The organism is Streptomyces sp. NPDC002130, from assembly GCF_040296465.1.
GTDB lineage: Bacteria > Actinomycetota > Actinomycetes > Streptomycetales > Streptomycetaceae > Streptomyces.
This window is the reverse complement of sequence record NZ_JBEOXI010000127.1, coordinates 1-23572: the sequence shown is the minus strand read 5'-3', so window position 1 is coordinate 23572 and position 23572 is coordinate 1. Positions and strand designations below refer to the sequence as shown.

Below are 23572 nucleotides of genomic sequence, written 5' to 3'. Positions count from 1 at the left end.
CCGAGGCCGAGGACCAGCGCGTGGCAACCTGCGCCTCGCGCACCTTGCGCAGCGCCAGGGTCAGCGCCTCGTCGAACGGCAGGGGACGGCCCGGGGTGTCCGGCACGTACCGGGCGATGTCGTGTTCGCGGCAGACGACCTCGTGCCGCAGCGACTCGGTCAGCGGCCGGGCCAGGGCGGCGGGCACCGGGGTGACCAGGCCGACCCAGTGGCTGGACAGCCCCGGGGTGAGGACCGGGACCGGCACGATGAACCGCCGCGGCAGCCCGGCCACGGCGGCGTAGCGCAGCATCATGTCCCGGTAGGTGAGGACGTCCGGCCCGCCGATGTCGAAGGCCCGGTCGACGTCGTCCGGCATGGTGGCCGAACCGACGAGGTAGCGCAGCACGTCCCGCACCCCGATGGGCTGGGTGCGGGTGTGCACCCAGCTGGGGGTGACCATGACGGGCAGGCGTTCGGTGAGGTAGCGCAGCATCTCGAACGACGCCGAGCCGGAGCCGATGACGACGGCGGCCCGCAGCACCGTCGCGGGCACGGGGGAGTCGAGGAAGATCTGCCCGACCTCGGCCCGGGACCGCAGGTGCGGGGAGAGCGATGCTTCCGGGACGCCGTGGGGCGTGAGCCCGCCGAGGTAGACGATCCGCCGTACGCCCGCGGCCCGGGCCCGCTCGGCGAAGATCCGGGCGGCGGCGCGGTCGGTGTCCTCGAAGCGGGAGCCGGATCCCAGGGCGTGCACCAGGTAGTAGGCGACGTCGACACCGCGCAGGGCGGCCGCGACCGATTCGGGGTCGGTGACGTCCCCTTGGACCGTCTCGGCGTGCGCCGCCCAGGGATGGTCGCGGAGTTTGCCGGGGGAGCGGGCCAGACACCGGACGCGATGGTCTTCCTGCAGCAGTTCCGGCACCAGGCGGCCGCCGATGTATCCGGACGCCCCGGTGACCAGGCAGTGCAGCCGCTGCCCGTCCGTCGTCATACCCGTACCTCCCGGCGTCCCGCACCGTTGCCGTGCCGCCGGATCGCGACCGGCCCTGACGGGAACACTTCCGGCTCGGCGGCCTCGGCGGATGCACCCCGGGGGCGCCGCGGGCGGTTCAGTCCGCCCGGCGGGCGAGAACGCCCGGCCACCACGCCCGCGGCCCCATGTCGATCATCAGCGCGGGCACCAGCAGGGATCGCACCACGAGCGTGTCGAGCAGCGCTCCGAGCGCGACGATGAACGCGATCTGCACCGGGAACGCGAGGGGGATCACCATCAGCGCCGCGAACGTCGCGGCGAGCACCACACCCGCCGAGGTGATCACACCGCCCGTGGTCGTCAGCCCGCGCAGCACGCCCTGCCGGTTGCCGTGCGCGAGCGCCTCCTCCCGGACCCGGGACATGAGGAAGATGTTGTAGTCGACGCCGAGCGCCACCAGGAACACGAAGCCGTACAGCGGCACCGAGGCGTCCGTGCCGCCGAACCCGAGGAGATGCCGGAAGACCAGCGCCGACACCCCCAGCGTCGCCAGGAAGTTGATCCCCACGGTCGCGACCAGCAACACCGGCACGAGCGCATCGCCCAGGAGTTCGCCCAGGAACAGGGCCTGCACCTCACCGACATGCAGGCTCTGATCGCGATCCCGGACGCCGACTCCGACCCGGACGCGGGGGGCGAGCCCACGCCGGGCCGCCTGCGGGGGCAGCTCAATCTCACGTCCGGCGCGGTGACCTTCCGTCCCCCTGGCGCGGAGCACCGACGCGGCCCGGGGCCGTTTCAGCTCCGAGGAGCTGGAGGTGGTCGTCCGGCTCCTCGTCGAGATGAACGCGGAACTGGTCCTGCTGCGCCGGGGCTCCGACTGAGGGTCCGTCGCCTGCCGGTCGGGGCCGGGTCCGAAGCGAGCCCGGCCCCTGCGCTCAGGTCACTCGGGTCAGAACTGGAGCGCCCAGGCGTCGATGCGCCCGGTGTCGGAGCGGGCGTTGTCGCTCACGCGCAGCTTCCACGTGCCGTTCGCGCTCTCCGAGGAGGCGTTCACGGTGTACGTGGTGTCGATGTTGTCCGCACTGCCGCCGGTGCCGTACGACTTCAGCGTGTACGCCGTGCCGTCGGGGGCGATCAGCTGGACCTGGAGGTCACCGATGTAGGTGTGGACGATGTGCACCTCGACGGCCAGGGCCGAGGGGGCGTTGCCCGAGACGCCGGAGACCGTCACCGGGGACTCGGCGGTGGTGTTGTCGGCGATGGCCTGGTCGGCGGTGTTCTCGAAGCGCGGGCCGGGCGGGGTGGTCGTACCGCCGCCGACGTACAGGAGCCGGTTGGGTGAACCGGTGCCGGGGCTGGTGACGACGCCGGTGGTGGCGGCGGACGTCAGCGCGGCGGAGACCTGCGCGGGCGTGGCCGTCGGGTTGGCGGCCAGGTGCAGGGCGGCGGCGCCGGCGACGTGCGGGCTCGCCATCGACGTGCCGGAGATGGTGTTGGTCGCCGAGTCGCTCGTGCTCCAGGCCGAGGTGATGGACGAGCCGGGCGCGAACAGGTCCAGGACGGTGCCGTAGTTGGAGTAGCTCGCCTTGGCATCGCTCGACGTCGTGGCACCGACCGTGACGGCCTCGGTGACGCGGGCCGGGGACCGGGTGGAGGCGTTGGTGGACTCGTTGCCGGCCGCGACCACGAAGGTGACGCCGGAGGTGATGGCGTTGCGGACGGCCGTGTCGATGGCCGTGTCGCCCGGGCCGCCGAGGGACATGTTGGCGACGGCGGGCTTGACCGCGTTCCGGGCGACCCAGTCGATGCCGGCGACGACCTGGGCGGTGGTGCCCTGGCCGGAGTTGTTCAGCACCCGGACGCCGACGACCTTGGCCTTCTTGGCGACGCCGTAGGCGCTTCCGGCGACCGTGCCGGCGACGTGCGTGCCGTGGCCGTGGCCGTCCTGGGCGGTGTTGTCGTTGTCGACGGCGTCGTAGCCGTAGGAGGCGCGGCCGCCGAAGTCGCCGTGGGTGATGCGGACGCCGGTGTCGATGACGTACGCGGTGACGCCCTCACCCGCCGAGTCCGGGTAGGTGTACGAGCTGTTCAGCGGCAGGCTCTTCTGGTCGATGCGGTCCAGACCCCAGGACGGCGGGCTGGGCTGCGTCCCGGTGATGGAGAACGTCCGGTTCTGCACGACGGAGGCGACGGCCGGGTCGGCGGCGAGACGCTTCGCCTCGGACTCGGTCGCCTCGACCTCGTAGCCGTTCAGGGCCTTGGTGTACGTCCGCTCGATGTCGGCGCCGTACTTGCGCGCGAGCGCGCGGCCCTCGGCGGAATGGGCCTTGTCGGTCTTCAGGGTGACGACGTAGCTGCCGGCGACGGCATTCGCGGCGCCCTCGTACTGGATGCGCCCTTCGGCGGCGGCCGGGGCGGCGCCGGCGGGGAGGGCGGAGACGAGGCTCGCGACGAGCGCCGCGGTGGCCGTCGCGCCGAGCGCGGTCAGTCTGCGCCGGGTGGATCTGTGGGGAGTACGCATCACTGCCATCTGAGGGGTCCTCCTCGATCGGTGGTGCGCTGTGGGGTGTGGTGCACGCCCGGTGGTCGCCGCCGATGAGGCCAGTGGGTCATGACCATGTCAAACCAGCGGCTACTCGTGTGCGTCAGCGAAAGATTGAGGCCTCCACAGGGATTGCACAAGGGCTCTGCACGGACCGGCGGAACCGTCATGACGACCCGTCAGTCACCGAGACGCTCCGCGGGAGACGGGAGGGCGGGGCGTCGCCCGTGAGTTATGGGGGGGGGTAACCGGAAAATGGCTGGATGCTGACGGAGCGGGTGCTGCGCGGTCCAGCTCCGCGAGGGCCGCCGGGCGGCAGGGGCGGCAGGGGCGGCAGGGGCGGCGGTGCGCCGCCCTGGGCTGTCGGCGACGACTCGGGCCGGTCGCCCGGACGGCCACGGAGCGGGCACCACGCCGCGCTGCGCTGCGGCAGGCCGCTGGGCCGGTCGGCCAGCCGGTGATGGGGTGGGTGCAGCGCATACCAGCTCTGCGGGAGGAGGCCGGACGGCACGGGCGGGGTGCCTCCTTGCCGCGCAGTCGAGTGCCGCCGGTGGCGGCCGGGCCGGTCGGCCGGCCGGTGACGGAACGTGCGCGGCGCCCTCCTGATCCGCGGGTCAGCCGGCCGGCCGGACGGCGGTCGTGGAGCCTCGCCGCCCTGCCGTCGCCTGCGCCTCGGCCGGTTGGCCGGATCGTGAGGGAGCGGGCGTCGCGCCTCACCGGTCCGCCGGAGGCAGCCGGCCACGGCCGGTCGGCCGGACAAGCGGAGGCCGGCCCGGCGCCCCGGTGCCTCAACCCGTGGAGGACTCCTCCAGTACCTCCACCGGCAGAGCCCCACCCGCACCGATCACCTCGATGCCGAGCAGCCGCCCCGACGCGTCCACGTCGAGGAACACCTCGGCGTCCGCCCCGACACCCGCGACGGGGATCTGCCGGACGGCGGCGCCGTCCGCGATGTGCGCGACGAGAGAGACATACGCGGTGTCGTTCTCGCGGTCGTACTCGATGTGCATGCTTCGCCTCTCGGGAACGGACTCGGTTGCGGTCGACGGACACGACGTTGCCGGCCTTGTCGATCACGACCCAGATCTTGCCGGTGGTGCGGGCCGCGCCCGCCGCCCCGTCCGCGAGAGCGCCAGCAGCGGTCAGACCCCCGCCGCCGAGAACATCGTGCCCGCACGGACCCCCGACGCCCAGCGGGCCGTCACCCGGTTCGCCGCCCGTACCGCCGTGTCCGACCGCATTCCGCCCCCGTCGCCCCGCCCTCTACGATGCGCCCAGCCGTCCGACGGACCCGCCCACCGCCTCAGCCAGGAGCACCGTACCCGTGTCGATACCCCCGCCCCCCGGGAACCAGCGGCCCCCGGCCCCGTACGGCCCGCCTCCCGGCGACTGGCCGCAGGCATACGGCCCGTACGGCCCCGCCGGGCGTCCGTACGGCACCCCCGTCTCCGTCAACGCCCTCGCCGTCGCGGCCCTCGTCCTCGGCGTGCTCTGCTTCCTGCCCGCCGCGGGGCTCGTGCTGGGGCTGATCGCGCTGCGGCAGATCCGGCGGTCCGGGCAGAGCGGGCGGGGCATGGCGATCGCGGGGTCGGTGCTGTCGTTCGCCGGGATCGCACTGTGGGCGGTGGTGCTGTCCACGGGGGCCGTGTCCGAGGTCTGGGAGGGCTTCAAGGACGGCGCGCAGGGCAACGAGAGCCTGTCGCTGGAGAAGGGCGACTGCTTCGACGCGCCCGGCGGGCTGGAGGGCGACACCTACGACGTCGACCGTGTGCCGTGCCGGGGCGGGCACGACGGCGAGGTGTTCGCGGTCGTCACCCTGCCCGGCGGCGCCTTCCCGGGCGACGCCCGGATCACCGACGTCGCCGACGAGAAGTGCTACGCCCTCCAGGACCAGTACGCGATGGACACCTGGGCGATGCCGGCCGATGTCGACGTGTATTACCTGATGCCGTCCCGGGAGAGCTGGCGCTACGGCGACCGCGCGATCACCTGCCTCTTCGGCAACACCGAGGCCGAGGCCGGGCTCACCGGTTCCCTGCGCGGCGACCCCACCACGCTCGACACCCACCAGGTCGTCTTCCTGTCGACGGCCAACGCCCTCGACGCGGAGCTCTACGAGGAGCCCGAGAAGACCCCCGAGGAGGACCTTGCCGCCCACCGGGCCTGGGCCGCCCGGGTCCACGAGGTGCTCGGCGAGCAGATCGAGGCCCTGCGCGGGCACTCCTGGCCGGCCGGCGCCCGCACGCCCGTCGCCGACCTCGTCGCGGATCTGGAGGACGCCAGGACGGAATGGAAGAGGGCGAGCACGGCGGGTGACGCGGACACCTACTACACGCACTACGACAAGGCGTACGGCTTCGTGGACGGGCCGGCGACCGTCACGGCGCGCAAGGCCCTCGGACTGGCGGCGACCCCGCCGACCCCCGGGGAAGGCGAGAAGAAAGAGTCCGAAGCGCAGGTGTGACGGCGGCTATAGCGGGGAGAAAGTGCCTGCGTAAAGCCCTCCGCCACCCCATGTCATCACATCGAGTGATTCTCTGGCCTTTGCTTGCACCGCACAACCTACGGTTGCCACGCTGTTGCTGTCTGTACAACCTGATGGGAGCGGCCAGTGACATTCGGTGAGCAGCCGGCGTACCTGCGCGTCGCGGGTGATCTCCGCAAGAAGATCGTCGACGGTCAGCTGCCACCGCACACCCGCCTCCCCTCCCAGGCCAGAATCCGCCAGGAGTACGGGGTCTCGGACACGGTCGCGCTGGAGGCCCGCAAGGTGCTCATGGCGGAGGGCCTGGTCGAGGGCCGTTCCGGCTCGGGGACCTATGTGCGCGAGCGGCCCGTGCCCCGGCGCATCTCCCGCTCCGGCTACCGCCCGTCCGGCGGGGCCACGCCGTTCCGCCAGGAGCAGGCCGACGGCGAGGGCCGCGGCACCTGGGAGTCCAGCAGCGAGCAGTCCGAGGCGAGTGTCGCGGTCGCCGAGCGGCTGGGCATCGAGCCGGGCGAGCGGGTCATGTGCACGCGGTACCTCTACCGCGAGGGCGGCGAGGCGATGATGCTCTCCACGTCCTGGGAGCCCCTCACCGTCACGGGGCGTACGCCCGTGATGCTGCCGGAGGAGGGACCGGTCGGCGGCATGGGCGTCGTCGAGCGCATGCGCGCCATCGACGTGGTCGTGGACAACGTCACGGAGGAGGTCGGCGCCCGGCCCGGCCTCGCCGAGGAGCTGCTCGTCCTGGGCGGCGTCCCGGGGCATGTGGTCCTGGTCATCCATCGCACCTTCTACGCCTCCGGACGTCCGGTGGAGACGGCCGACGTGGTCATTCCGGCCGATCGGTACCAGGTCGCCTACCACCTTCCGGTCAAGTAGCGCACGCTCCCATCCGCCCCGCGGCGCGCTCCTCGCGCGCCCCGCTCACCCGACCGCCGTACGGACCGACCTGGGCCGGGACGCTGCGCGGCCCGTGACCGGCCGTCGTTCACGCAGGTCGACACCCGTGTATGCGGTATGCCTGCGTCTGGTTGCGCAGAGGTACGCCGACGGCGCGTTCACCGGCATGCGCCCCCTGCGTTCTGGCTGGTTGCGTACCTCTTTGTGAAAACCCGTATTCGCTCCGTGAAGGTTAGGCGTAGGCTCGGGCATATGCGCATTGCGGTTTCCTTGGCGGGTGGGGCACGGCACAGGCCGCGGGTGGGAAGTGGAGGGGCGCGATGAACGACAGCACGGTCACTCTCCCCTGGCTCGTGATACGAGAGGACGACAACGGCAACCGCTACCGCGTGGGCCGGTACGCGACCCGGGCCGAGGCCCAGAAGATCGCGGACAGCCTCGACGGTCGCGGCCACAAGCAGCTGTACTGGGTCGAGCGGCTCGGTCACAACGGGTCGGCCGTGACGCACGACTGACCGTCCGGGGCGCCCCGGGGAGGGCCCCGGAGACCGGCTGGGCTCCCGTAGTCTCCCGGCATGAGTGAGCGGATCGTCGTGGGGGCCGCGCTGGTCGAGGACGGGCGGCTGCTGGCCGCCCGGCGCAGCGCGCCCGTCGAGCTGGCCGGGCGCTGGGAGCTGCCCGGCGGCAAGGTCGAGCCCGGAGAGACGGCCGACGCGGCGCTCGCGCGGGAGCTGCGCGAGGAGCTCGGCGTCGACGCCGAGGTGAGCGGGCGCGTTCCGGGAGAGTGGCCCCTGAGGGCGCCGTACGTCCTGCACGTGTGGACCGCCCGGCTGCGCCCCGGCTCAGCCGCCCCCCGGCCCCTGCAGGACCACGACGAACTGCGCTGGCTCGGCCCCGACCAGATCTGGGACGTGCACTGGCTCGACCAGGACGTCCCGGCCGTACGGCAGGCCCTCGCGCACCTGGGAGTCGCGCAGAACCCGGCCTCTCACGGCCCCGGCCGGCTTGAAGAGCCCGGCGCCTGAAGGCCGGAACAGTTGGGGCCCTGGAAGGCTGGAACAGCTCGCCCCCGGAAGGCCGGAACAGCCCGGCGCCTGAAGCCCGCCGGGGGCGTGCGACCCCCATCGCACTGCCGTACCAGCGCCCCTACGCCTTTCGTGCCACAGTGCGCTGCTCCGCGCGATACTCCACCCCGAATATCGGGTATGTGCCCATTAACCCCATGAAACCGGACATGGGTGGGGCTCCTGCCTGGGAAGTGATCGGCGTGATCGACACCGAGGGCGACTGCGCCGACTGGACCTTTCCCGCAGAACCGGGCGCCGTACGCACCGCTCGCCAGGCCGTGCGCGGCCAACTCCGCGACTGGGACCTCGACAGCCTCGCGGACCTCGCGGCACTGCTGGTCAGCGAGTTGGTCACCAACGCCCTGCGGCATGCCACGGGCCCCATCGGGGTCCGCCTGGTGCGCCGATCGGGCCTGGACGGCGCCCTCCTGGTCGAGGTCTCCGACCCGCTGCCGGACCCGCCCCGCGAGCGCGCCGCCCGCCTCGAGGACGAGGGTGGCCGCGGACTGCACCTGGTTGCCTCCTCCTCCCGCCGCTGGGGCACCCGGCCCGGCGCCACGGGTAAGACGGTGTGGTTCGAACTCGCGGTGCCGGAGTGAAAATCCGGTGTACGTACGTCCCGCCGCTGTAGAGCGATTGGTTCAGGCCAGTGGCGGTTGCCGGTGGACGGGGTTCGACGGCGTGTCCCCTGGTTAGAAGACTGGAAGTGTTGTCACGGTCCGGACCGAAAACCATCGGGACCGTGCTGTGATCGTGAACACCGTGTTGTGCGGCACCGTAGTGCTGGATACTGCGGGCAGCCGCCCCCGGTGACCGGTGCCGGACGCGGTGAGCTGGAGGGGACGGTTCGCGTGAGCGAGATACCAGCGAAGGCCACGGAGTCCGAGGACCCGTCGGAGGGCGCGAGGTCGAGGCCTGCCGACGGCCTGGCCTCCGCGGTGGGAGGTGCGCTCGCCGCCGACGGTGTGCGATCCGGGGACGCCATGTGGCAGAGCAGTCCCCCAGGGTCCATCTACGACTACATCAAGGTCGCGTCCTTCTCCATCGGCCCCGACGGGCTGGTGAACCAGTGGAGCCTGCGCGCCGAGCACCTCTTCGGCGTCCGCGCCGACCGCGCCGTGGGCATGGACCCCATCGAGGCGTTCATCGACCCGCGCCACCGTGAGCGCGGCATGCGCAAGATGGCCGAGATCCTCGACGGCCGCGAATGGACCGGCGTGGTGCCCTTCCGGATGCCGAACGGCGCCGAGGGGGAATGCGGCCACGAGGGACTCGCCGAGGTGTACGTCATGCCGACGCGCACCGAGGAGGGTGAGAGGGCCGCCGTCTGCATCGTCGTCGACGTGCGCACCCTGCGCAGCATCGAGACGGACCTCGCCGCCTCACAGGCCATTTTCAGTCAATCGCCCTTCGGATTCCTCCTGATCGACCCCGACCTCAGGGTCCGCCGCGTCAACCAGCGGTTCGCGTCCATCTTCGGCGGCACGCCCGACGACCACCGTGGCAAGGGCGTCCACGACTACCTCCAGCGCGGTGAGGCCGACCGGGTCGCGGCCACGCTGCGGCGGGTGCTGGAGACCGGCAGTTCCATCACCGACATGCACGTCACCGGTTTCGTGCCGGGTTCCGACGAGCGTCGCCACTGGTCGGTCAACCTCTATCGCGTGCACAGCGGTTCGGGCCGTCCCATCGGCATCGCCTGGCTCGGCATCGACATCACGGCCCGCCGCGCCGCCGCCCGTGAGGCCGCCGCGGCCCGGCGCAACCTCGCCCTGCTGAACGAGGCCGGTGCCCGCATCGGCAACTCCCTCGACCTGGAGACCACGGCCCGGCAACTCCTCGACGTCGTCGTCCCCGGCTTCTGCGACCTGGCCACCGTCGACCTCTACCAGGGCCTGCTGGCCGGTGACGAGACGCCGCCCGGACTCGCCGACGGCAGTGCCGAGCTGCGCCGGGTGGCCTTCGCCAGCGCCGTCTCCGACGCGCCCTTCGCGGGCGCCGGCGTGCCCGTCGCGGTCGGCGCCGTGCACCACTACCCGTTCAACTCGCCCTGCGCGGACGCCCTGCGCACTGCCCGGCCCCGCACCGTCCCGGGCGAGGACGGCGGGCTCGTGCAGTCCACGCTCGCGGTGCCGATGGTCGCCCACGACACCGTCGTCGGGCTGGTGCAGTTCGCCCGCACCAAGGGCAGCGAGCCTTTCGGCGACCGGGACCGGGACCTGGCCGTCGAACTCGCCGCCCGCGCCGCGGTCTGTATCGACAACGCCCGCCTCTACCGCCGCGAGCACGAACGCGCGTTGATACTGCAGCGGTCCCTGCTCCCGCCCGGCGACCCCGAGGCCTCCGGCCTCGACATCGCCTGCCGCTACCTGCCCGGCAGCGTCAACACCGGCCGGCCCAGCGAGGTCGGTGGCGACTGGTTCGACGTCATCGAACTGCCCGGACACCGCACCGCGCTGGTCGTCGGCGACGTGATGGGCCGCGGACTGCGCGCCGCCGTCGCCATGGGCGAACTCCGCACGGCGGTCCGCACACTGGCCCAGCTCGACCTGGAACCGGCCGAGGTGCTCTCCCAGTTGGACGAGATCGCCCGTGGCCTCGGCGCCCCCGGAGGGGTCCAGCAGGCGACCCGGGCGGCCCGCCGCCCCCGCGAGGCGGACCTGTCGGAGGTGTACCTCGCCACCTGCGTCTACGCCGTCTACGACTCCGTCACCCGGCGCTGCACCTTCGCCAACGCGGGCCACCTGCCGCCCGTCCTCGTCGAACCGGGCGAGGCGGCGCTGATGCTCGACGTGCCGCCGGGCCTGCCGCTCGGCGTCGGCGGGGAGCCCTTCGAGGAGGTCGAGGTCGAACTGCCCGAGGGTGCCCTGCTCGCGCTCTACACGGATGGACTGGTCGAAAGCCGCGACCACCCCCTGGACGAGGGACTCCAGGCCTTCGTCAGCGCCCTCTCCGACCCTACCCAGCCGCTGGAGGACGTCTGCGACCACGTCCTCAACACCCTCGACACCCACCATGGCGAGGACGACATCGCGCTGCTGATGGCACGTGTCCAGGGCCTGCCCACGGAATCCGTCGGTGACTGGACCCTGCCGCGGGAGCCGCGCAGCGTGGGCCGGGCCCGCGAGTACGCACGCGCACAGCTGCTGGCCTGGGACCTGGAACCCCTGGTCGACACCACGGAACTCCTGGTCAGCGAACTGGTCACCAACGCCCTGCGCTACGGCGAGGGAGAGATCCGCCTGCGCCTCCTGCTCGACCGCACCCTGGTCTGCGAGGTCTGGGACTCCGGCCTGGTCCAGCCCCGACGCCGCCGGGCCCGCGACACCGACGAGGGCGGCCGCGGCCTCCAACTGGTCGGGCTCCTGAGCGCGGCGTGGGGCTCCCGCCGCACGCCGCGGGGCAAGACGGTCTGGTTCGAACTGCCCCTGCCCGGCGGCGACACGAACCTCACGGATCCGGCGGAGGCCCTCCTGAGCCTGTTCTGACCCGCAACCGAACACAGGTGCTGATCGTCCTCCCCGGCAACATCAACCGCACCACCGGGGGGAGACGGCATGGACCGCACGGAGGCCATCGAGAGTGCGAACTCCTTACAGCCGGAGGGGGATCCCGCGAACGACCGTGCCGGCGATACGAGGCGCAGGCGCTGGGTCAGACGCACGGCCATCGCCGTCCCCCTGCTCCTCCTGCTCCCCCTTCTCTCCGTTCTGACAGCCCTTCGCATCAACTACACGGGCGACCCCGCGGACGGCACCCACACCAGGAACCGCGACGCCCTCTGGCTGGGTCACGCCTGGGTCGACGGCCGCAAGAAGGACGCCGACGTCACCGCCCTCGCCCGCCGCCTGCAAGGCACCGGCATCCGCGACCTGTACGTCCACTCCGGCCCGCTGGAACACGACGGCACGCTCCCCGAGTCCGTGTACCCCAGGGCTCGCTGGTTCATCGACGCCGTCCACGAGAAGCTGCCCGGCGTCCGGGTCCAGGCCTTCCTCGGCGATGTCCTCGCCACCGAGAGCCCCGACGGCATGCGCCTGGAGCAGCCGGCAACCCGCGCCGCGGTCGTCCGCTCCGCACGCCAGGTCCTGGACACCGGCTACGAGGGCATCCACCTGGACCTGGAGCCCCTGCACTCCGGCGACCGGGACTACCTCACCCTCCTCGACGCCCTGCGCCGCGAGACCCGCTCCCGGGACGCGCAACTCTCCGTCGCCGCCCACCAGATCGACCCGCTCCCGGCCTTCCACACCGTCTGGGGCGGCATCACCGGCCACCCCAAGTGGTGGTCCCAGGAGTTCTTCGGCCAGGTCGCCCGCCGAGTCGACCAGATCGCCGTGATGTCGTACGACACGATGCAGCCGCTGGAGAGCACCTACGGCGGGTATGTGGCCCAGCAGACCTCCCTCGCGCTGGAGGTCACCCCGCCGTCCACCGACCTGCTGATGGGGCTGCCCTTCTTCCACGAGAACCGCTTCGGGCACTGGAACCACGCCGAAACCGTCCCCGCCGCCGTACGGGGTGTCCGCCTCGGCCTGTCCCGCACGGACGCGGACCGGGCCCGCTTCGGTGTCGCGCTGTACATCGACTTCGCCGCGACCGAGGCGGACTGGCGTGCCTACGAAGAGGGCTGGGCCGACGAGTGCTCAGCCTGCTGAGGAGCGCCTCCTGATCTTCGAGCCCAGCCACACCAGCGGGTCGTACTTGCGGTCGGCCGCCCGCTCCTTCAGGGGGATCAGCGCGTTGTCCGTGATCTTGATGCCCTCCGGGCAGACCTCCGTGCAGCACTTGGTGATGTTGCAGTAGCCGAGGCCGTGTTCGTCCTGGGCGGTGGTCTTGCGGTCCAGGCCCGCCTCCGCCGCCGCGTCCAGCGGGTGCATGTCCAGCTCCGCCACCCGCATCAGGAAACGCGGCCCGGCGAACGCCTGCTTGTTCTCCTCGTGGTCGCGGACCACATGGCAGGTGTCCTGGCACAGGAAGCACTCGATGCACTTGCGGAACTCCTGCGAGCGGTCCACGTCCTCCTGCATCATCCGGTACTCGCCCGGGGCGACACCGGCCGGCGGCACGAAGGCCGGGACCTCCCTGGCCTTGGTGTAGTTGAAGCCGACGTCGGTGACCAGGTCGCGGACGACCGGGAACGCCCGCAGCGGCGTCACCGTGATGGTCTCCTCCTGGTCGAACACCGACATGCGCGTCATGCACATCAGCCGTGGCCGGCCGTTGATCTCCGCCGAGCAGGAACCGCACTTGCCGGCCTTGCAGTTCCAGCGCACGGCGAGGTCGGGCGTCTGGGTGGCCTGGAGGCGGTGGATGATGTCGAGCACCACCTCGCCCTCGTTGACCTCGACCTCGAAGTCCTCCAGGCCGCCGCCGCTCACGTCCCCGCGCCACACCTTGAAGTGGGCCGTATAGCCGCTCATTCGTAGAGCTCCTCTTCGGCGAGGTACTTGACCAGCTCCTCCTTGTCGAACAGGGCGAGCAGGTCGGCACGGACGGGTTCGGTGGTCTCACGGGTGAGGGTGATCTGGCCGCGGACCGGGTCCGTCGCCGCCAGGCCGCCCGTCGGGTCGGTGAGCGCGCACAGCAGGTTGATCCGGCGCCATGCGCGGTCCATTCCCGGATGGTCCTCACGCGTGTGGCCGCCGCGCGACTCGGTGCGCTCCAGCGCGGCCCGTGCCACGCACTCGCTCACCAGCAGCATGTTCCTGAGGTCCAGGGCGAGGTGCCAGCCCGGGTTGAACTGCCGGTGGCCCTCGACCCCGGCCCGGCGCGCCCGCAGCCGCAGCTCGGCCAGCTTCTGCAGGGCCTGCTCCATCTCCGGCTCGCGGCGGATGATGCCGACCAGGTCGTTCATCGCCTGCTGGAGCTCCTGGTGCAGGGTGTACGGGTTCTCCGGCGGGCCGCCCGCCGGTTCCTCGATCTCCGCCTCGGCCGAGAAGGGCCGCAGGGCCTCCGCCGCCGCCGAGTCGATCTGTACGTCGTCCACCACGGGCCGCGCACCCGTCAGCCCCGCCGCGTACCCGGCCGCGTGCAGGCCCGCCCGGCGTCCGAACACCAGCAGGTCGGACAGGGAGTTGCCGCCGAGCCGGTTGGAGCCGTGCATGCCGCCGGCCACTTCACCGGCCGCGAACAGCCCGGGCACTCCGCGCGCCGCAGCCGTGTCGGAGTCGACCGCGACCCCGCCCATCACGTAGTGGCAGGTGGGCCCGACCTCCATCGCCTCCGCCGTGATGTCGACGTCCGCCAGCTCCTTGAACTGGTGGTACATCGACGGCAGGCGGCGCCTGATGACCTCGGCGGGCATCCGCGTCGACACGTCGAGGAACACGCCCCCGTGCGGGGAGCCGCGCCCCTCCTTCACCTCGGCGTTGATGGCCCGCGCGACCTCGTCACGGGGGAGCAGCTCGGGCGGACGCCGGTTGTGGTCCGGGTCGTCGTACCAGCGGTCGCCCTCCTCCTCCGTCTCGGCGTACTTGTCCTTGAAGACGTCGGGGATGTAGTCGAACATGAACCGCTTGCCGTCGGAGTTGCGCAGCACACCGCCGTCGCCGCGCACCGACTCGGTGACGAGGATGCCCTTCACCGACGGCGGCCAGACCATGCCGGTCGGATGGAACTGCACGAACTCCATGTTCAGCAGGGGCGCGCCCGCGAGCAGCGCCAGCGCGTGGCCGTCGCCGGTGTACTCCCACGAGTTCGACGTCACCTTGAAGGACTTGCCGATGCCGCCGGTGGCGATCACCACGGCGGGTGCCTCCAGCACGAAGAAGCGCCCCGATTCGCGTTCGTAGCCGAAGACGCCGGAGACCCGTGCGTCGTCTTTCAGCACGCGCGTGACCGTGCACTCCTGGAAGACCTTCAGCCGGGACTCGTAGTCGCCGGTCTCCTTGAAGTCCTCCTGCTGCAGCGAGACGATCTTCTGCTGGAGGGTGCGGATCAGCTCCAGGCCGGTGCGGTCGCCGACGTGCGCGAGGCGCGGGTACTCGTGGCCGCCGAAGTTGCGCTGGGAGATCCGGCCGTCCTTCGTACGGTCGAAGAGCGCGCCCCAGGTCTCCAGCTCCCACACCCGCTGCGGCGCCTCCTGGGCGTGCAGCTCGGCCATTCGCCACTGGTTGAGGAACTTGCCGCCGCGCATGGTGTCGCGGAAGTGCACCTGCCAGTTGTCACCGCTGTTGACGTTGGCCATCGCCGCGGCGATGCCGCCCTCGGCCATCACCGTGTGCGCCTTGCCGAACAGCGACTTGCAGATCACGGCTGTGCGGGCGCCCCGCTCGCGGGCCTCGATGGCGGCGCGCAGGCCCGCACCGCCCGCACCCACCACGACGACGTCCCACTCCTGCCGGTCGACCACGGACATCAGAAGGCCTCATCCCTCTAGAAGAAGCGCGGATCGTCGAAGGCGCCCGACGCGACCAGGTAGACGTAGAAGTCGGCGAGGGCCACGCTCACCAGCGACGCCCAGGCGAGCTGCATGTGCCGGGCGTTGAGCTTCCCCGCCCACTGCCACATCCGGTAGCGCACCGGATGCCTGGAGAAGTGCTTGAGCTTGCCGCCGACGATGTGCCGGCAGGAGTGGCAGGAGATCGTGTACGCCCAGATCAGAACGATGTTGACCAGGAACACGAGCGTGCCGAGCCCCATGTGGCCCCAGGCGTAGGTCTCGTCGCGGAAGGCGAGCACGGTGTCGTAGGTGAGGATCCCGGCGACCACGATCGCGGCGTAGAAGAAGTACCGGTGGATGTTCTGCAGGACCAGCGGGAAGCGGGTCTCACCGCTGTACTTCTTGTGCGGCTCGGCGACCGCGCAGGCCGGCGGGGACGCCCAGAAGCCCCGGTAGTAGGCCTTGCGGTAGTAGTAGCAGGTCAGACGGAAGCCGAGCGGGAAGATCAGGATGATGATCGCGGGCGAGATGCCCCACCAGCTCCCGAAGATCTCCCAGTTCGGGCCGGCCTTCATCGGCTCGCAGTTCTCCGCCAGGCACGGGGAGTAGAAGGGCGAGACGTACGGCGCCGCGTAGTAGTCGGCGTTCGCGAAGGCCCGCCAGGTCGAGTACACGATGAAGGCGAGCAGACCGGCCGCGGTGCCGGCCGGGGCCAGCCACCAGCGGTCGGTGCGCAGGTGCGGGGCGGCGATCGCGGCCCGCGCAGCGCCCCGCACACCGCCGCTCTCAGGTCTGGGTTCGGTGGCAGGGGGTTCCGTACCAGTGGCCACGTGACGACTCCGGTCGGGTTCGGGGGAGGTGCCGGTCGCGCTCGACTCCTCCCCGGGTCAGGGAGCGCGCCGGTCCCGGGCGCCGAGCCCCTCGTCGTCCGAGTCGCTCCACAGGGCGGAGTCGTACGGCGTGTCCGAGATGGTGACCAGCTCGGGGCGTTTCGGTGCGGCCGGTGACGCGGCGGCGTCGCGCAGCAGGGCGACGCTCTCGCGCAGGTGGTTGGCGTCGGCACGGACGCGGCGCATCTCCAGGCCGCCGGTGCCGAGCTGCTTCTCCAGGCGTCCCAGCGAACGGAACACTTCGTCGAGACTGCGCTGGACTGACGTCAGTTCGTCGTGAACGGACATGACTTGCCCTCACTTCCACGGGTCCTTCGAGGCCCAAGGCGGCAACGTTCATGCGCCTGCGAGTGTTGCGCGTCACACCTTGCGCTGTGAAGGGATGTGCATCGATTGGCCGAGGCGCGTGGGTGCACTGTGCGGTGCGTTGCGCCGCACGGGTGACTTCCCACCCGTGACCGCCGTGTCGCTCTGTGTTGCCGAACCCTTTCCTCTTCAGTGGCCGCATACATCAGATGAACTCCAAATACCGCCAAAAGTGATCATAACGCCCGCGGCTTCCCGGAGGTAGCACAGATGTCCCAGCACGGCGTCGGCCCGCGCGCGGTCACGCGCTCGGTCGCCTTCCTCACCGCGGGAGTGCTCGCGGTGCCCGCGCTCGCCGGATGCGGCTCCGACGACCCGTCCGGCAAGCCGCTCGCCGGGCAGGACATCCAGCCCGCCCCCCGCGACCGGATCACCGACGGCGGCACCCTGCGCTGGGCCGTCGACTCCGTACCCGACACGCTGAACACCTTCCAGTCGGACGCCGACGCCACCACCGCCCGCGTCGCCCAGGCCGTCCTGCCGTCGATGTTCCGCATGGACGCCTCCGGCCGCCCGGAGCGCAACCCCGCCTACCTGGAGTCCGCCGAGGTCGTCGACACCGAGCCCAAGCAGGTCGTCCTGTACAAGCTCAACCAGCAGGCCGTCTGGAGCGACGGCCGGGAGATCGGCGCAGCCGACTTCGCCGCCCAGTGGCGCGCCCTGTCCGGCAAGAACACCGCCTACTGGACCGCCCGCAACGCCGGCTACGACCGCATCCAGAAGATCGAGCGCGGCGACAACGCCCTGGAGGTCCGGGTCACCTTCAGCCGCCCCTACGCGGACTGGCGCTCGCTGTTCTCCCCGCTGTACCCGAAGGACGTCATGGGCACCCCGGACTCCTTCAACGACGGGGCCCGCAAGAAGCTCAAGGTCACCGCCGGGCCCTTCACGGTGAAGAAGGTCGACCGCAAGGACGAGGAGATCACCCTCGCCCGCAGCCCGCGCTGGTGGGGCAAGCCGGCCAAGCTCTCCGAGATCGTGCTGCGCACCGTCCCGCGCGACAAGCGGGCCGCCGAGCTGGCCGCCGGCGACCTCGACCTGGCCGAGATCGACCCCACCGCGGCCCGCCGCATCACCGTCGCCGCCCGCCCGCAGAGCTCCGCCGGCCCGCAGATGGGCCCCGGCGCCGACCGGTCCGCCGCGGACTCCCTTCAGTCCTGGGCCCGCGCCAACGGCTCCGACGAGGACGCCGCCGACGAGGAGATCGTCGCCCGCAAGAAGCTGCGCAAGGCGGCCGTCAAGTACGCCCGGCAGCAGCAGGCCCTCAGCGGCTTCGAGGTCCGCAAGTCCCTGGAGCCCGCCTACACCCAGCTCGCCCTGAACGGCGCCGAGGGCCCGCTCACCGACGAGCGCGTCCGCAGGGCCGTCGCCCGCGCCCTGGACCGCAAGGAACTCGCCCAGGTGGTTCTCAAGCCCCTCGGCCTGCCCGCCGTCCCGGTCGGCAGCCACCTCGCCCTGTCCGGCCAGGCCGCCTACGCCGACAACAGCGGCGCCCTCGGCGGCCAGGACACCAAGGAGGCCCAGGCGCTGCTCGCGGACGCCGGGTGGGTGCGCGGCGGCCCGGTCAAGGAGGAGAAGAAGGAGAAGGCGGCCGGCCCCGAGGGCGGCAAGGCCGACGACACCGGCGAGGACGACAAGGCGCGCCGGGGGCCGGACCCCGCGGAGCACCTCGCCCGGGACGGCAAGCCGTACGCGCCCCCGCACCAGGGCGGCGCCCCCGGGGCGTACGCCCCCCAGGGGACGGCCGCACCGGCGAACCAGGAGGCCGCCCCGCTCGCCAAGAACGGCAAGCCCCTCAGGCTCCGCTTCGTGCTCCCCTCCGGGCCCGGCTCCCAGACGCTGCGCACGGTCGCGGACCGCATCTCCCGCATGCTGGAGCGCGTCGGCATCACCACCGAGATCTCCAAGGTCTCCGACGAGTCGTACTTCAAGGACCACATCGCCTCCGGCCAGTACGACCTCGCCCTGTACTCCTGGCCCGCCACGGCGTTCCCCGCCACCGACGCCCGCCCCGTCTACGCCAAGCCCGTGCCGGCCGCCGACGGCTCGCTGAACGTCGAGCAGAACTACACCCGAGTCGGCACCGACCAGGTCGACCAGCTCTTCGACGAGGCCGTGGCCACGCTCGACGAGAGCGAGTCCCGTTCCCTGCTCCGCAAGGCCGACTCCCGGATCTGGGCGGCGGCCGGCTCGATCCCCCTCTTCCAGCGCCCCCAGCTCCTGGCGGCCCGCAAGAACCTGGTCAACACCGGCGCCTTCGGCTTCGGCACGCCGGTCTACGAGGACATGGGCTTCCTGAAGAAGGGCGCGAAGCCGGCGTCCGGCCCCTCGGCGAAGGGCTCGGCCGCCCGGTAGCTCTGGGAACGCTCAAACGCCTTGCCGTCCCGCGCCCGGCACCCGCACCATGAGGCCAGCAGTGATCATGGTGCGGACGCCGGGCGTCCGTACGCGGGGGACGGGAGCCGGGGGATGCACGGCATGGTGGGGCGGGCCTGCGGGGCCGGGCTGGTCATCGGGGTGCTGGTGACGGGGTTGGCGGCGTGCACGGGGAGCGCGGGCGGGAACGAGGCCGACCAGGGCCGTGAGCCGGTCAAGCCCGTCGCGACGGCCTGCGCGAACGGCACCTTCACCTGGTCCCACCTCACCGAGCGGGACCGGCTGACCGGCGTCTCCGACCCGGAGCGGCTCGGCAAGGGCGGTGGCCCCCTGCAGAACCCGATGCGGCGGGTGTACACACCCAGGCCCTCGGTACGCGCCGACGGACCGGCCCCGTCCCCCGCGGAGATCCTCTTCTCGCTCGGCAAGAAGGCCGGCGAGATCGACTCCGACGCGCGAACCCTTGCGGAGGCGGGCGAGACCTGGTCGTTCACCGACGTCCGGCAGCCGGCCCCGGAGCTCGACACCGACCGCATCAAGCCCGACGCGGCAGGCGAGTACGTCCAGTACGCCGGTGTGAGGGAGGTGGCGGCGGACTTCCGCTACCGCTGCCCGGACGGCACGACCGTCTCCGGTCACGCCCGGAACTGGACGGTCGACTTCGCCGTCCTGACCGACTGCGAGGTACGCCCGGACTCACCTGTGGCCCGGGAGGCCGCCCGGCGCTCCTGCGGACCGGCCTGACCTGCACCGACGTAGCCCGGCTAACCCCTGCGGCCGCAGCCCCGTACCATGGGGTGTGGCCGTGGCATGTTGAGCCCGGCAGGGCCCGCGCACCGCAGACGTCCGCGCAGGGCATTCCTCACACTCCGGGAGAACGCCGCAATATGGCCACGCGCCACGACATCCGCAACGTCGCTATCGTCGCCCACGTCGACCACGGCAAGACCACCATCGTCGACGGCATGCTGAAGCAGGCCGGCGCCTTCGCCGCGCACCAGCTCGAAGGCGTCGACGACCGCATGATGGACTCGAACGACCTGGAGCGTGAGAAGGGCATCACGATCCTGGCCAAGAACACGGCGGTGAAGTACCACCCGAAGGACGGGGGGGACGTCATCACCATCAACATCATCGACACCCCCGGTCACGCCGACTTCGGCGGCGAGGTCGAGCGCGGTCTGTCGATGGTCGACGGTGTCGTCCTGCTCGTGGACGCCTCCGAGGGCCCCCTCCCGCAGACCCGCTTCGTGCTGCGCAAGGCGCTCCAGCAGCGGCTGCCCGTCATCCTGTGCATCAACAAGACGGACCGCCCGGACTCCCGGATCGACGAGGTCGTCAACGAGACGTACGACCTGTTCCTCGACCTGGACGCCGACGAGGAGCAGATCGAGTTCCCGATCGTCTACGCCTGCGGCCGCGACGGCATCGCCTCGCTGACCAAGCCGGAGAACGGTACGGTCCCCGCCGACTCCACCAGCCTGGAGCCGTTCTTCTCCACGATCCTGGAGCACATCCCGGCCCCGACCTACGACGAGGCCGCCCCGCTCCAGGCCCACGTCACCAACCTGGACGCCGACAACTTCCTCGGCCGTATCGCGCTGCTGCGCGTCGAGCAGGGCGAGCTGCGCAAGGGCCAGACGGTCGCGTGGATGAAGCGCGACGGGTCCGTCAGCAACGTCCGCATCTCCGAGCTGATGATGACCGAGGCGCTCACCCGCAAGCCCGCGGAGATGGCCGGCCCCGGTGACATCTGCGCGGTCGCCGGTATCCCGGACATCATGATCGGCGAGACGCTGGCCGACCCGGAGAACCCGGTCGCGCTGCCGCTGATCACGGTCGACGAGCCCGCGATCTCCATGGTCATCGGCACCAACACCTCCCCGCTGGTCGGCCGCGGCGCCACCGGCAAGGGCGCCGACAACAAGGCGGCCGTCAAGGACCGCAAGGTCACCGCCCGCCAGGTCAAGGACCGCCTCGACCGCGAGCTGATCGGTAACGTCAGCCTCCGGGTGCTCGACACCGAGCGTCCCGACGCCTGGGAGGTGCAGGGCCGCGGCGAGCTGGCGCTGGCCATCCTGGTCGAGCAGATGCGCCGCGAGGGCTTCGAGCTGACCATCGGCAAGCCGCAGGTCGTCACCAAGGAGGTCGACGGCAAGACGTACGAGCCCGTCGAGCGCATGACGATCGACGTGCCCGAGGAGCACATGGGCGCCGTCACGCAGCTCATGGGCGTCCGCAAGGGCCGCATGGACAACATGTCGAACCACGGCTCCGGCTGGGTCCGCATGGAGTTCGTGGTGCCGTCCCGCGGTCTCATCGGCTTCCGGACCGAGTTCCTGACGCAGACCCGCGGCACCGGCATCGGGCACTCCATCCACGAGGGCTTCGAGCCCTGGTTCGGCACCCTGCAGACCCGCAACAACGGCTCGCTGGTCGCCGACCGCTCCGGTGCCGTCACCGCCTTCGCGATGACGAACCTCCAGGAGCGCGGCGTGCTCTTCGTGGACCCCGGCACCGAGGTGTACGAGGGCATGATCGTCGGCGAGAACTCGCGCTCCGACGACATGGACGTGAACATCACCAAGGAGAAGAAGCTCACCAACATGCGGTCCTCCTCGGCCGACTCGTTCGAGGCGATCGTCCCGCCGCGCAAGCTGTCGCTGGAGCAGTCCCTGGAGTTCTGCCGGGACGACGAGTGCGTGGAGGTCACCCCGGAGGCCGTGCGCATCCGCAAGGTGAACCTGGACGCCCGCGAGCGTGCCCGCGCCGCGAGCCGCGCCAAGCACGGCTGACGCCCGCCGCTGCGACGACGACACCGGGCACCCCGCGAGGCGGGGTGCCCGGTGCTGTTGTCTGAAAGGCGGGGAACGTGGAGGCAAGGGTAGGGAAAACCCTCGACTTGCCCGCGACAGCCGTCAGGGGCGGTTTTCTCCCACTACCCTGCTCCGGAAGCGCCACGCGTCACCGGCCTCGGGGATCGCGGAACGGCCTTGCCGCACAAGCTACTTGAGCGCGCGACAGACACCGACGGAACCCTGTACGGATTCCACGGTACGCCGCAAGCGGTTTATCTCACTCTCGCGTCCGGAATGCGGACAGCCGACACCGATAGATGTGTAACAAGTCCGTTTCGCAGGGATCTTTCACCAAACCCTTTGTCCGGATTTTGGAAGATGTAGGCGAGAGCTGTGATCGAACCGAGACCTCGAGAGTGTGGTTCGGTCCTGGCGTTTGGCAGATAGTTAGGCGCGTAGAGCTCGGATGTACGGGTCAGTAGCCGGCAGCGGCGCGACTCACGAGCGCGGGGGCACTCGACGAATTCCGGCACCGGCGACGGGCGGGGGCCGTGATGTGTCGTGTGCTCCCTTCGCGGTGAACCAATGACTTCATAGGAGGAACCCATGCGCGGTGCCAAGAGCGCCAAGTGGGTCGCGGGGGCGATAGTCGTCGCCCTGGCCGCCACCGCCTGCGGCGGCGGCGACGACAGTGCCGGCGACGACATGAACAAGGGGAAGGCCGACCCGAACGGCATCGTCACTGCGCAGCTGAGCGAACCGCAGAACCCGCTCCAGCCGGCCAACGCCAAGGAGAGCCAGGGCAGCCGCGTGCTGCGCACGATCTTCGCCGGCCTGGTCGACTACGAGCCCGGCACCGGCAAGCTCGAGTACGTAAACGCCGAGTCCGTCACTCCGAACAAGGACTCGTCGGAGTGGACCGTCAAGCTCAAGCCGGGCTGGAAGTTCCACGACGGCACCCCGGTCACCGCGAAGTCCTACGTGGACTCCTGGAACTGGTCCGCCAACATCAAGAACAACCAGACCAACTCCAGCTGGTTCGCCGACATCGTGGGCTTCGAGGACGTGCACCCCGAGAAGGGTGACCCGAAGAGCGACAAGATGTCGGGCCTGAAGGTCGTCGACGAGAACACCTTCACCATCAAGCTGACGCAGCCGGTCTCGTACTTCGCGTACAAGCTGGGCTACGACGTGTGGGCTCCGCTGCCCGAGGCCTTCTTCAAGGACCCGAAGGGCTACGGCGAGAAGCCGGTCGGCAACGGCCCCTACAAGTTCGTGTCCTGGGAGCACAACAAGCTCATCAAGGTCCGCAAGTTCGCGGGCTACAAGGGCCCGAACGTCGCCAAGAACGGCGGCATCGACTTCAAGAACTACACGACCGCCGACGCCGCGTACTCGGACCTGCGCTCGGACAACGTGGACTGGATCGAGCAGGTCCCGACCACCGCGCTGACGAACTACAAGACGGACCTCGGCGACCGCGCCATCGACGAGCCGTACTCGGCCGTCCAGTCGATCGTCCCGGCGTTCTACACCAAGCAGTTCAAGGACATCGACCCCAAGGTCATCCAGGGTCTGTCCATGGCGATCGACCGCCAGACGATCACCAAGACCGTCCTCCAGGGCACGCGTACCCCGGCCGACTCCTACGTCGCCCCGGGCGTCCTCGGCTACAAGAAGGGCGCGCTCGGCGACATCGTCAAGTTCGACCCGGCCCAGGCCAAGAAGCTCATCCAGGAGGGTGGCGGCGTCCCGGGCAACAAGATCCAGATCCAGTACAACGCCGACCAGGACCACAAGCCCTGG

Annotated in this window: 18 protein-coding genes and 2 pseudogenes; 12 read left to right on the top strand and 8 right to left on the bottom strand. The window is 71.1% G+C overall.

Annotated features, from left to right (window positions below):
* Nucleotides 1–973, bottom strand: a 973-nt coding sequence (locus tag ABT116_RS23510; protein WP_351637171.1) for an NAD(P)H-binding protein, incomplete at its 3' end; no start/stop codon positions are given.
* A 118-nt stretch (nt 974–1091) separates the two neighbouring features.
* A pseudogene (locus ABT116_RS23505) lies at nt 1092–1565 on the bottom strand (MMPL family transporter); the annotation flags it as partial.
* On the opposite strand from ABT116_RS23505, the pseudogene ABT116_RS23500 reads away from it, so the two are divergent.
* Nucleotides 1470–1839 (top strand): annotated as a pseudogene (locus ABT116_RS23500) (hypothetical protein). The pseudogenes ABT116_RS23505 and ABT116_RS23500 overlap by 96 nt on opposite strands.
* Nucleotides 1840–1907: 68 nt before the next feature.
* On the opposite strand, the gene ABT116_RS23495 reads toward ABT116_RS23500, so the two are convergent.
* Together ABT116_RS23495 and ABT116_RS23490 are read right to left on the bottom strand one after the other, a co-directional pair.
* Nucleotides 1908–3488: a S8 family peptidase gene (locus ABT116_RS23495; protein WP_351637169.1), complete on the bottom strand. Its 1581-nt coding sequence runs from the start codon at nt 3486–3488 to the stop codon at nt 1908–1910.
* Nucleotides 3489–4288: 800 nt separating this feature from the next.
* Nucleotides 4289–4510, bottom strand: coding sequence for a DUF2283 domain-containing protein (locus tag ABT116_RS23490; protein WP_351637167.1), 222 nt, complete (start codon nt 4508–4510; stop codon nt 4289–4291).
* A gap of 314 nt (nt 4511–4824) precedes the next feature.
* Between ABT116_RS23490 and ABT116_RS23485 the strand changes: the two genes are divergently transcribed.
* The 7 genes from ABT116_RS23485 (at nt 4825) to ABT116_RS23455 (ending at nt 12610) form a co-directional block, all read left to right on the top strand.
* Nucleotides 4825–5964 carry a DUF4190 domain-containing protein gene (locus ABT116_RS23485; protein WP_351637165.1) on the top strand — a complete coding sequence of 380 codons (1140 nt, stop codon included), beginning with the start codon at nt 4825–4827 and terminating at the stop codon, nt 5962–5964.
* Between the two features lie 147 nt (nt 5965–6111).
* A complete protein-coding gene (locus ABT116_RS23480; RefSeq protein ID WP_351637162.1) occupies nt 6112–6864 on the top strand; it encodes a GntR family transcriptional regulator in 753 nt (250 codons plus the stop codon).
* A 341-nt stretch (nt 6865–7205) separates the two neighbouring features.
* Nucleotides 7206–7400, top strand: coding sequence for an SPOR domain-containing protein (locus ABT116_RS23475; protein ID WP_351637161.1), 195 nt, complete (start codon nt 7206–7208; stop codon nt 7398–7400).
* A 60-nt stretch (nt 7401–7460) separates the two neighbouring features.
* On the top strand, nt 7461–7910 hold the full coding sequence (locus ABT116_RS23470) for a (deoxy)nucleoside triphosphate pyrophosphohydrolase (protein ID WP_351637159.1): 450 nt from the start codon (nt 7461–7463) through the stop codon (nt 7908–7910).
* Nucleotides 7911–8119: 209 nt separating this feature from the next.
* Nucleotides 8120–8551, top strand: coding sequence for an ATP-binding protein (locus ABT116_RS23465; RefSeq protein ID WP_351637157.1), 432 nt, complete (start codon nt 8120–8122; stop codon nt 8549–8551).
* A gap of 252 nt (nt 8552–8803) precedes the next feature.
* Complete coding sequence (locus ABT116_RS23460; RefSeq protein WP_351637155.1) at nt 8804–11440, top strand: SpoIIE family protein phosphatase; 2637 nt, start codon at nt 8804–8806, stop codon at nt 11438–11440.
* A 69-nt stretch (nt 11441–11509) separates the two neighbouring features.
* The gene (locus ABT116_RS23455; protein WP_351637153.1) at nt 11510–12610 is read left to right on the top strand and encodes a glycoside hydrolase family 18 protein; all 1101 of its coding nucleotides are present in this window, start codon (nt 11510–11512) and stop codon (nt 12608–12610) included.
* On the opposite strand, the gene ABT116_RS23450 is transcribed toward ABT116_RS23455, so the two are convergent.
* From ABT116_RS23450 to ABT116_RS23435, 4 genes are read right to left on the bottom strand one after another with little or no spacing between them, the layout of a single operon-like run.
* Nucleotides 12599–13375: a succinate dehydrogenase/fumarate reductase iron-sulfur subunit gene (locus ABT116_RS23450; RefSeq protein WP_351637151.1), complete on the bottom strand. Its 777-nt coding sequence runs from the start codon at nt 13373–13375 to the stop codon at nt 12599–12601. The two genes, ABT116_RS23455 and ABT116_RS23450, sit on opposite strands and share 12 nt — an antisense overlap.
* Nucleotides 13372–15312 carry a fumarate reductase/succinate dehydrogenase flavoprotein subunit gene (locus ABT116_RS23445; protein WP_351637149.1) on the bottom strand — a complete coding sequence of 647 codons (1941 nt, stop codon included), beginning with the start codon at nt 15310–15312 and terminating at the stop codon, nt 13372–13374. Before ABT116_RS23445 ends, ABT116_RS23450 begins: the two co-directional genes overlap by 4 nt.
* Before the next feature lie 17 nt (nt 15313–15329).
* Nucleotides 15330–16166 carry a succinate dehydrogenase subunit SdhC gene (gene sdhC, locus ABT116_RS23440; protein WP_351637148.1) on the bottom strand — a complete coding sequence of 279 codons (837 nt, stop codon included), beginning with the start codon at nt 16164–16166 and terminating at the stop codon, nt 15330–15332.
* Nucleotides 16167–16223: 57 nt separating this feature from the next.
* A complete protein-coding gene (locus ABT116_RS23435) occupies nt 16224–16514 on the bottom strand; it encodes an Rv0250c family protein (RefSeq protein WP_031103292.1) in 291 nt (96 codons plus the stop codon).
* A gap of 288 nt (nt 16515–16802) precedes the next feature.
* Between ABT116_RS23435 and ABT116_RS23430 the strand changes: the two genes are divergently transcribed.
* From ABT116_RS23430 to ABT116_RS23415, 4 genes are all read left to right on the top strand, one after another.
* Nucleotides 16803–18947 (top strand): ABC transporter family substrate-binding protein, encoded by a 2145-nt coding sequence (locus ABT116_RS23430; protein ID WP_351637146.1) that lies wholly within the window; start codon nt 16803–16805, stop codon nt 18945–18947.
* Between the two features lie 114 nt (nt 18948–19061).
* Nucleotides 19062–19712 (top strand): hypothetical protein, encoded by a 651-nt coding sequence (locus ABT116_RS23425; RefSeq protein WP_351637144.1) that lies wholly within the window; start codon nt 19062–19064, stop codon nt 19710–19712.
* A gap of 143 nt (nt 19713–19855) precedes the next feature.
* Complete coding sequence (gene typA, locus ABT116_RS23420) at nt 19856–21763, top strand: translational GTPase TypA (RefSeq protein WP_351637142.1); 1908 nt, start codon at nt 19856–19858, stop codon at nt 21761–21763.
* A 609-nt stretch (nt 21764–22372) separates the two neighbouring features.
* A partial coding sequence (locus tag ABT116_RS23415) for a peptide ABC transporter substrate-binding protein (protein ID WP_351637141.1) occupies nt 22373–23572 on the top strand: 1200 nt, incomplete at its 3' end.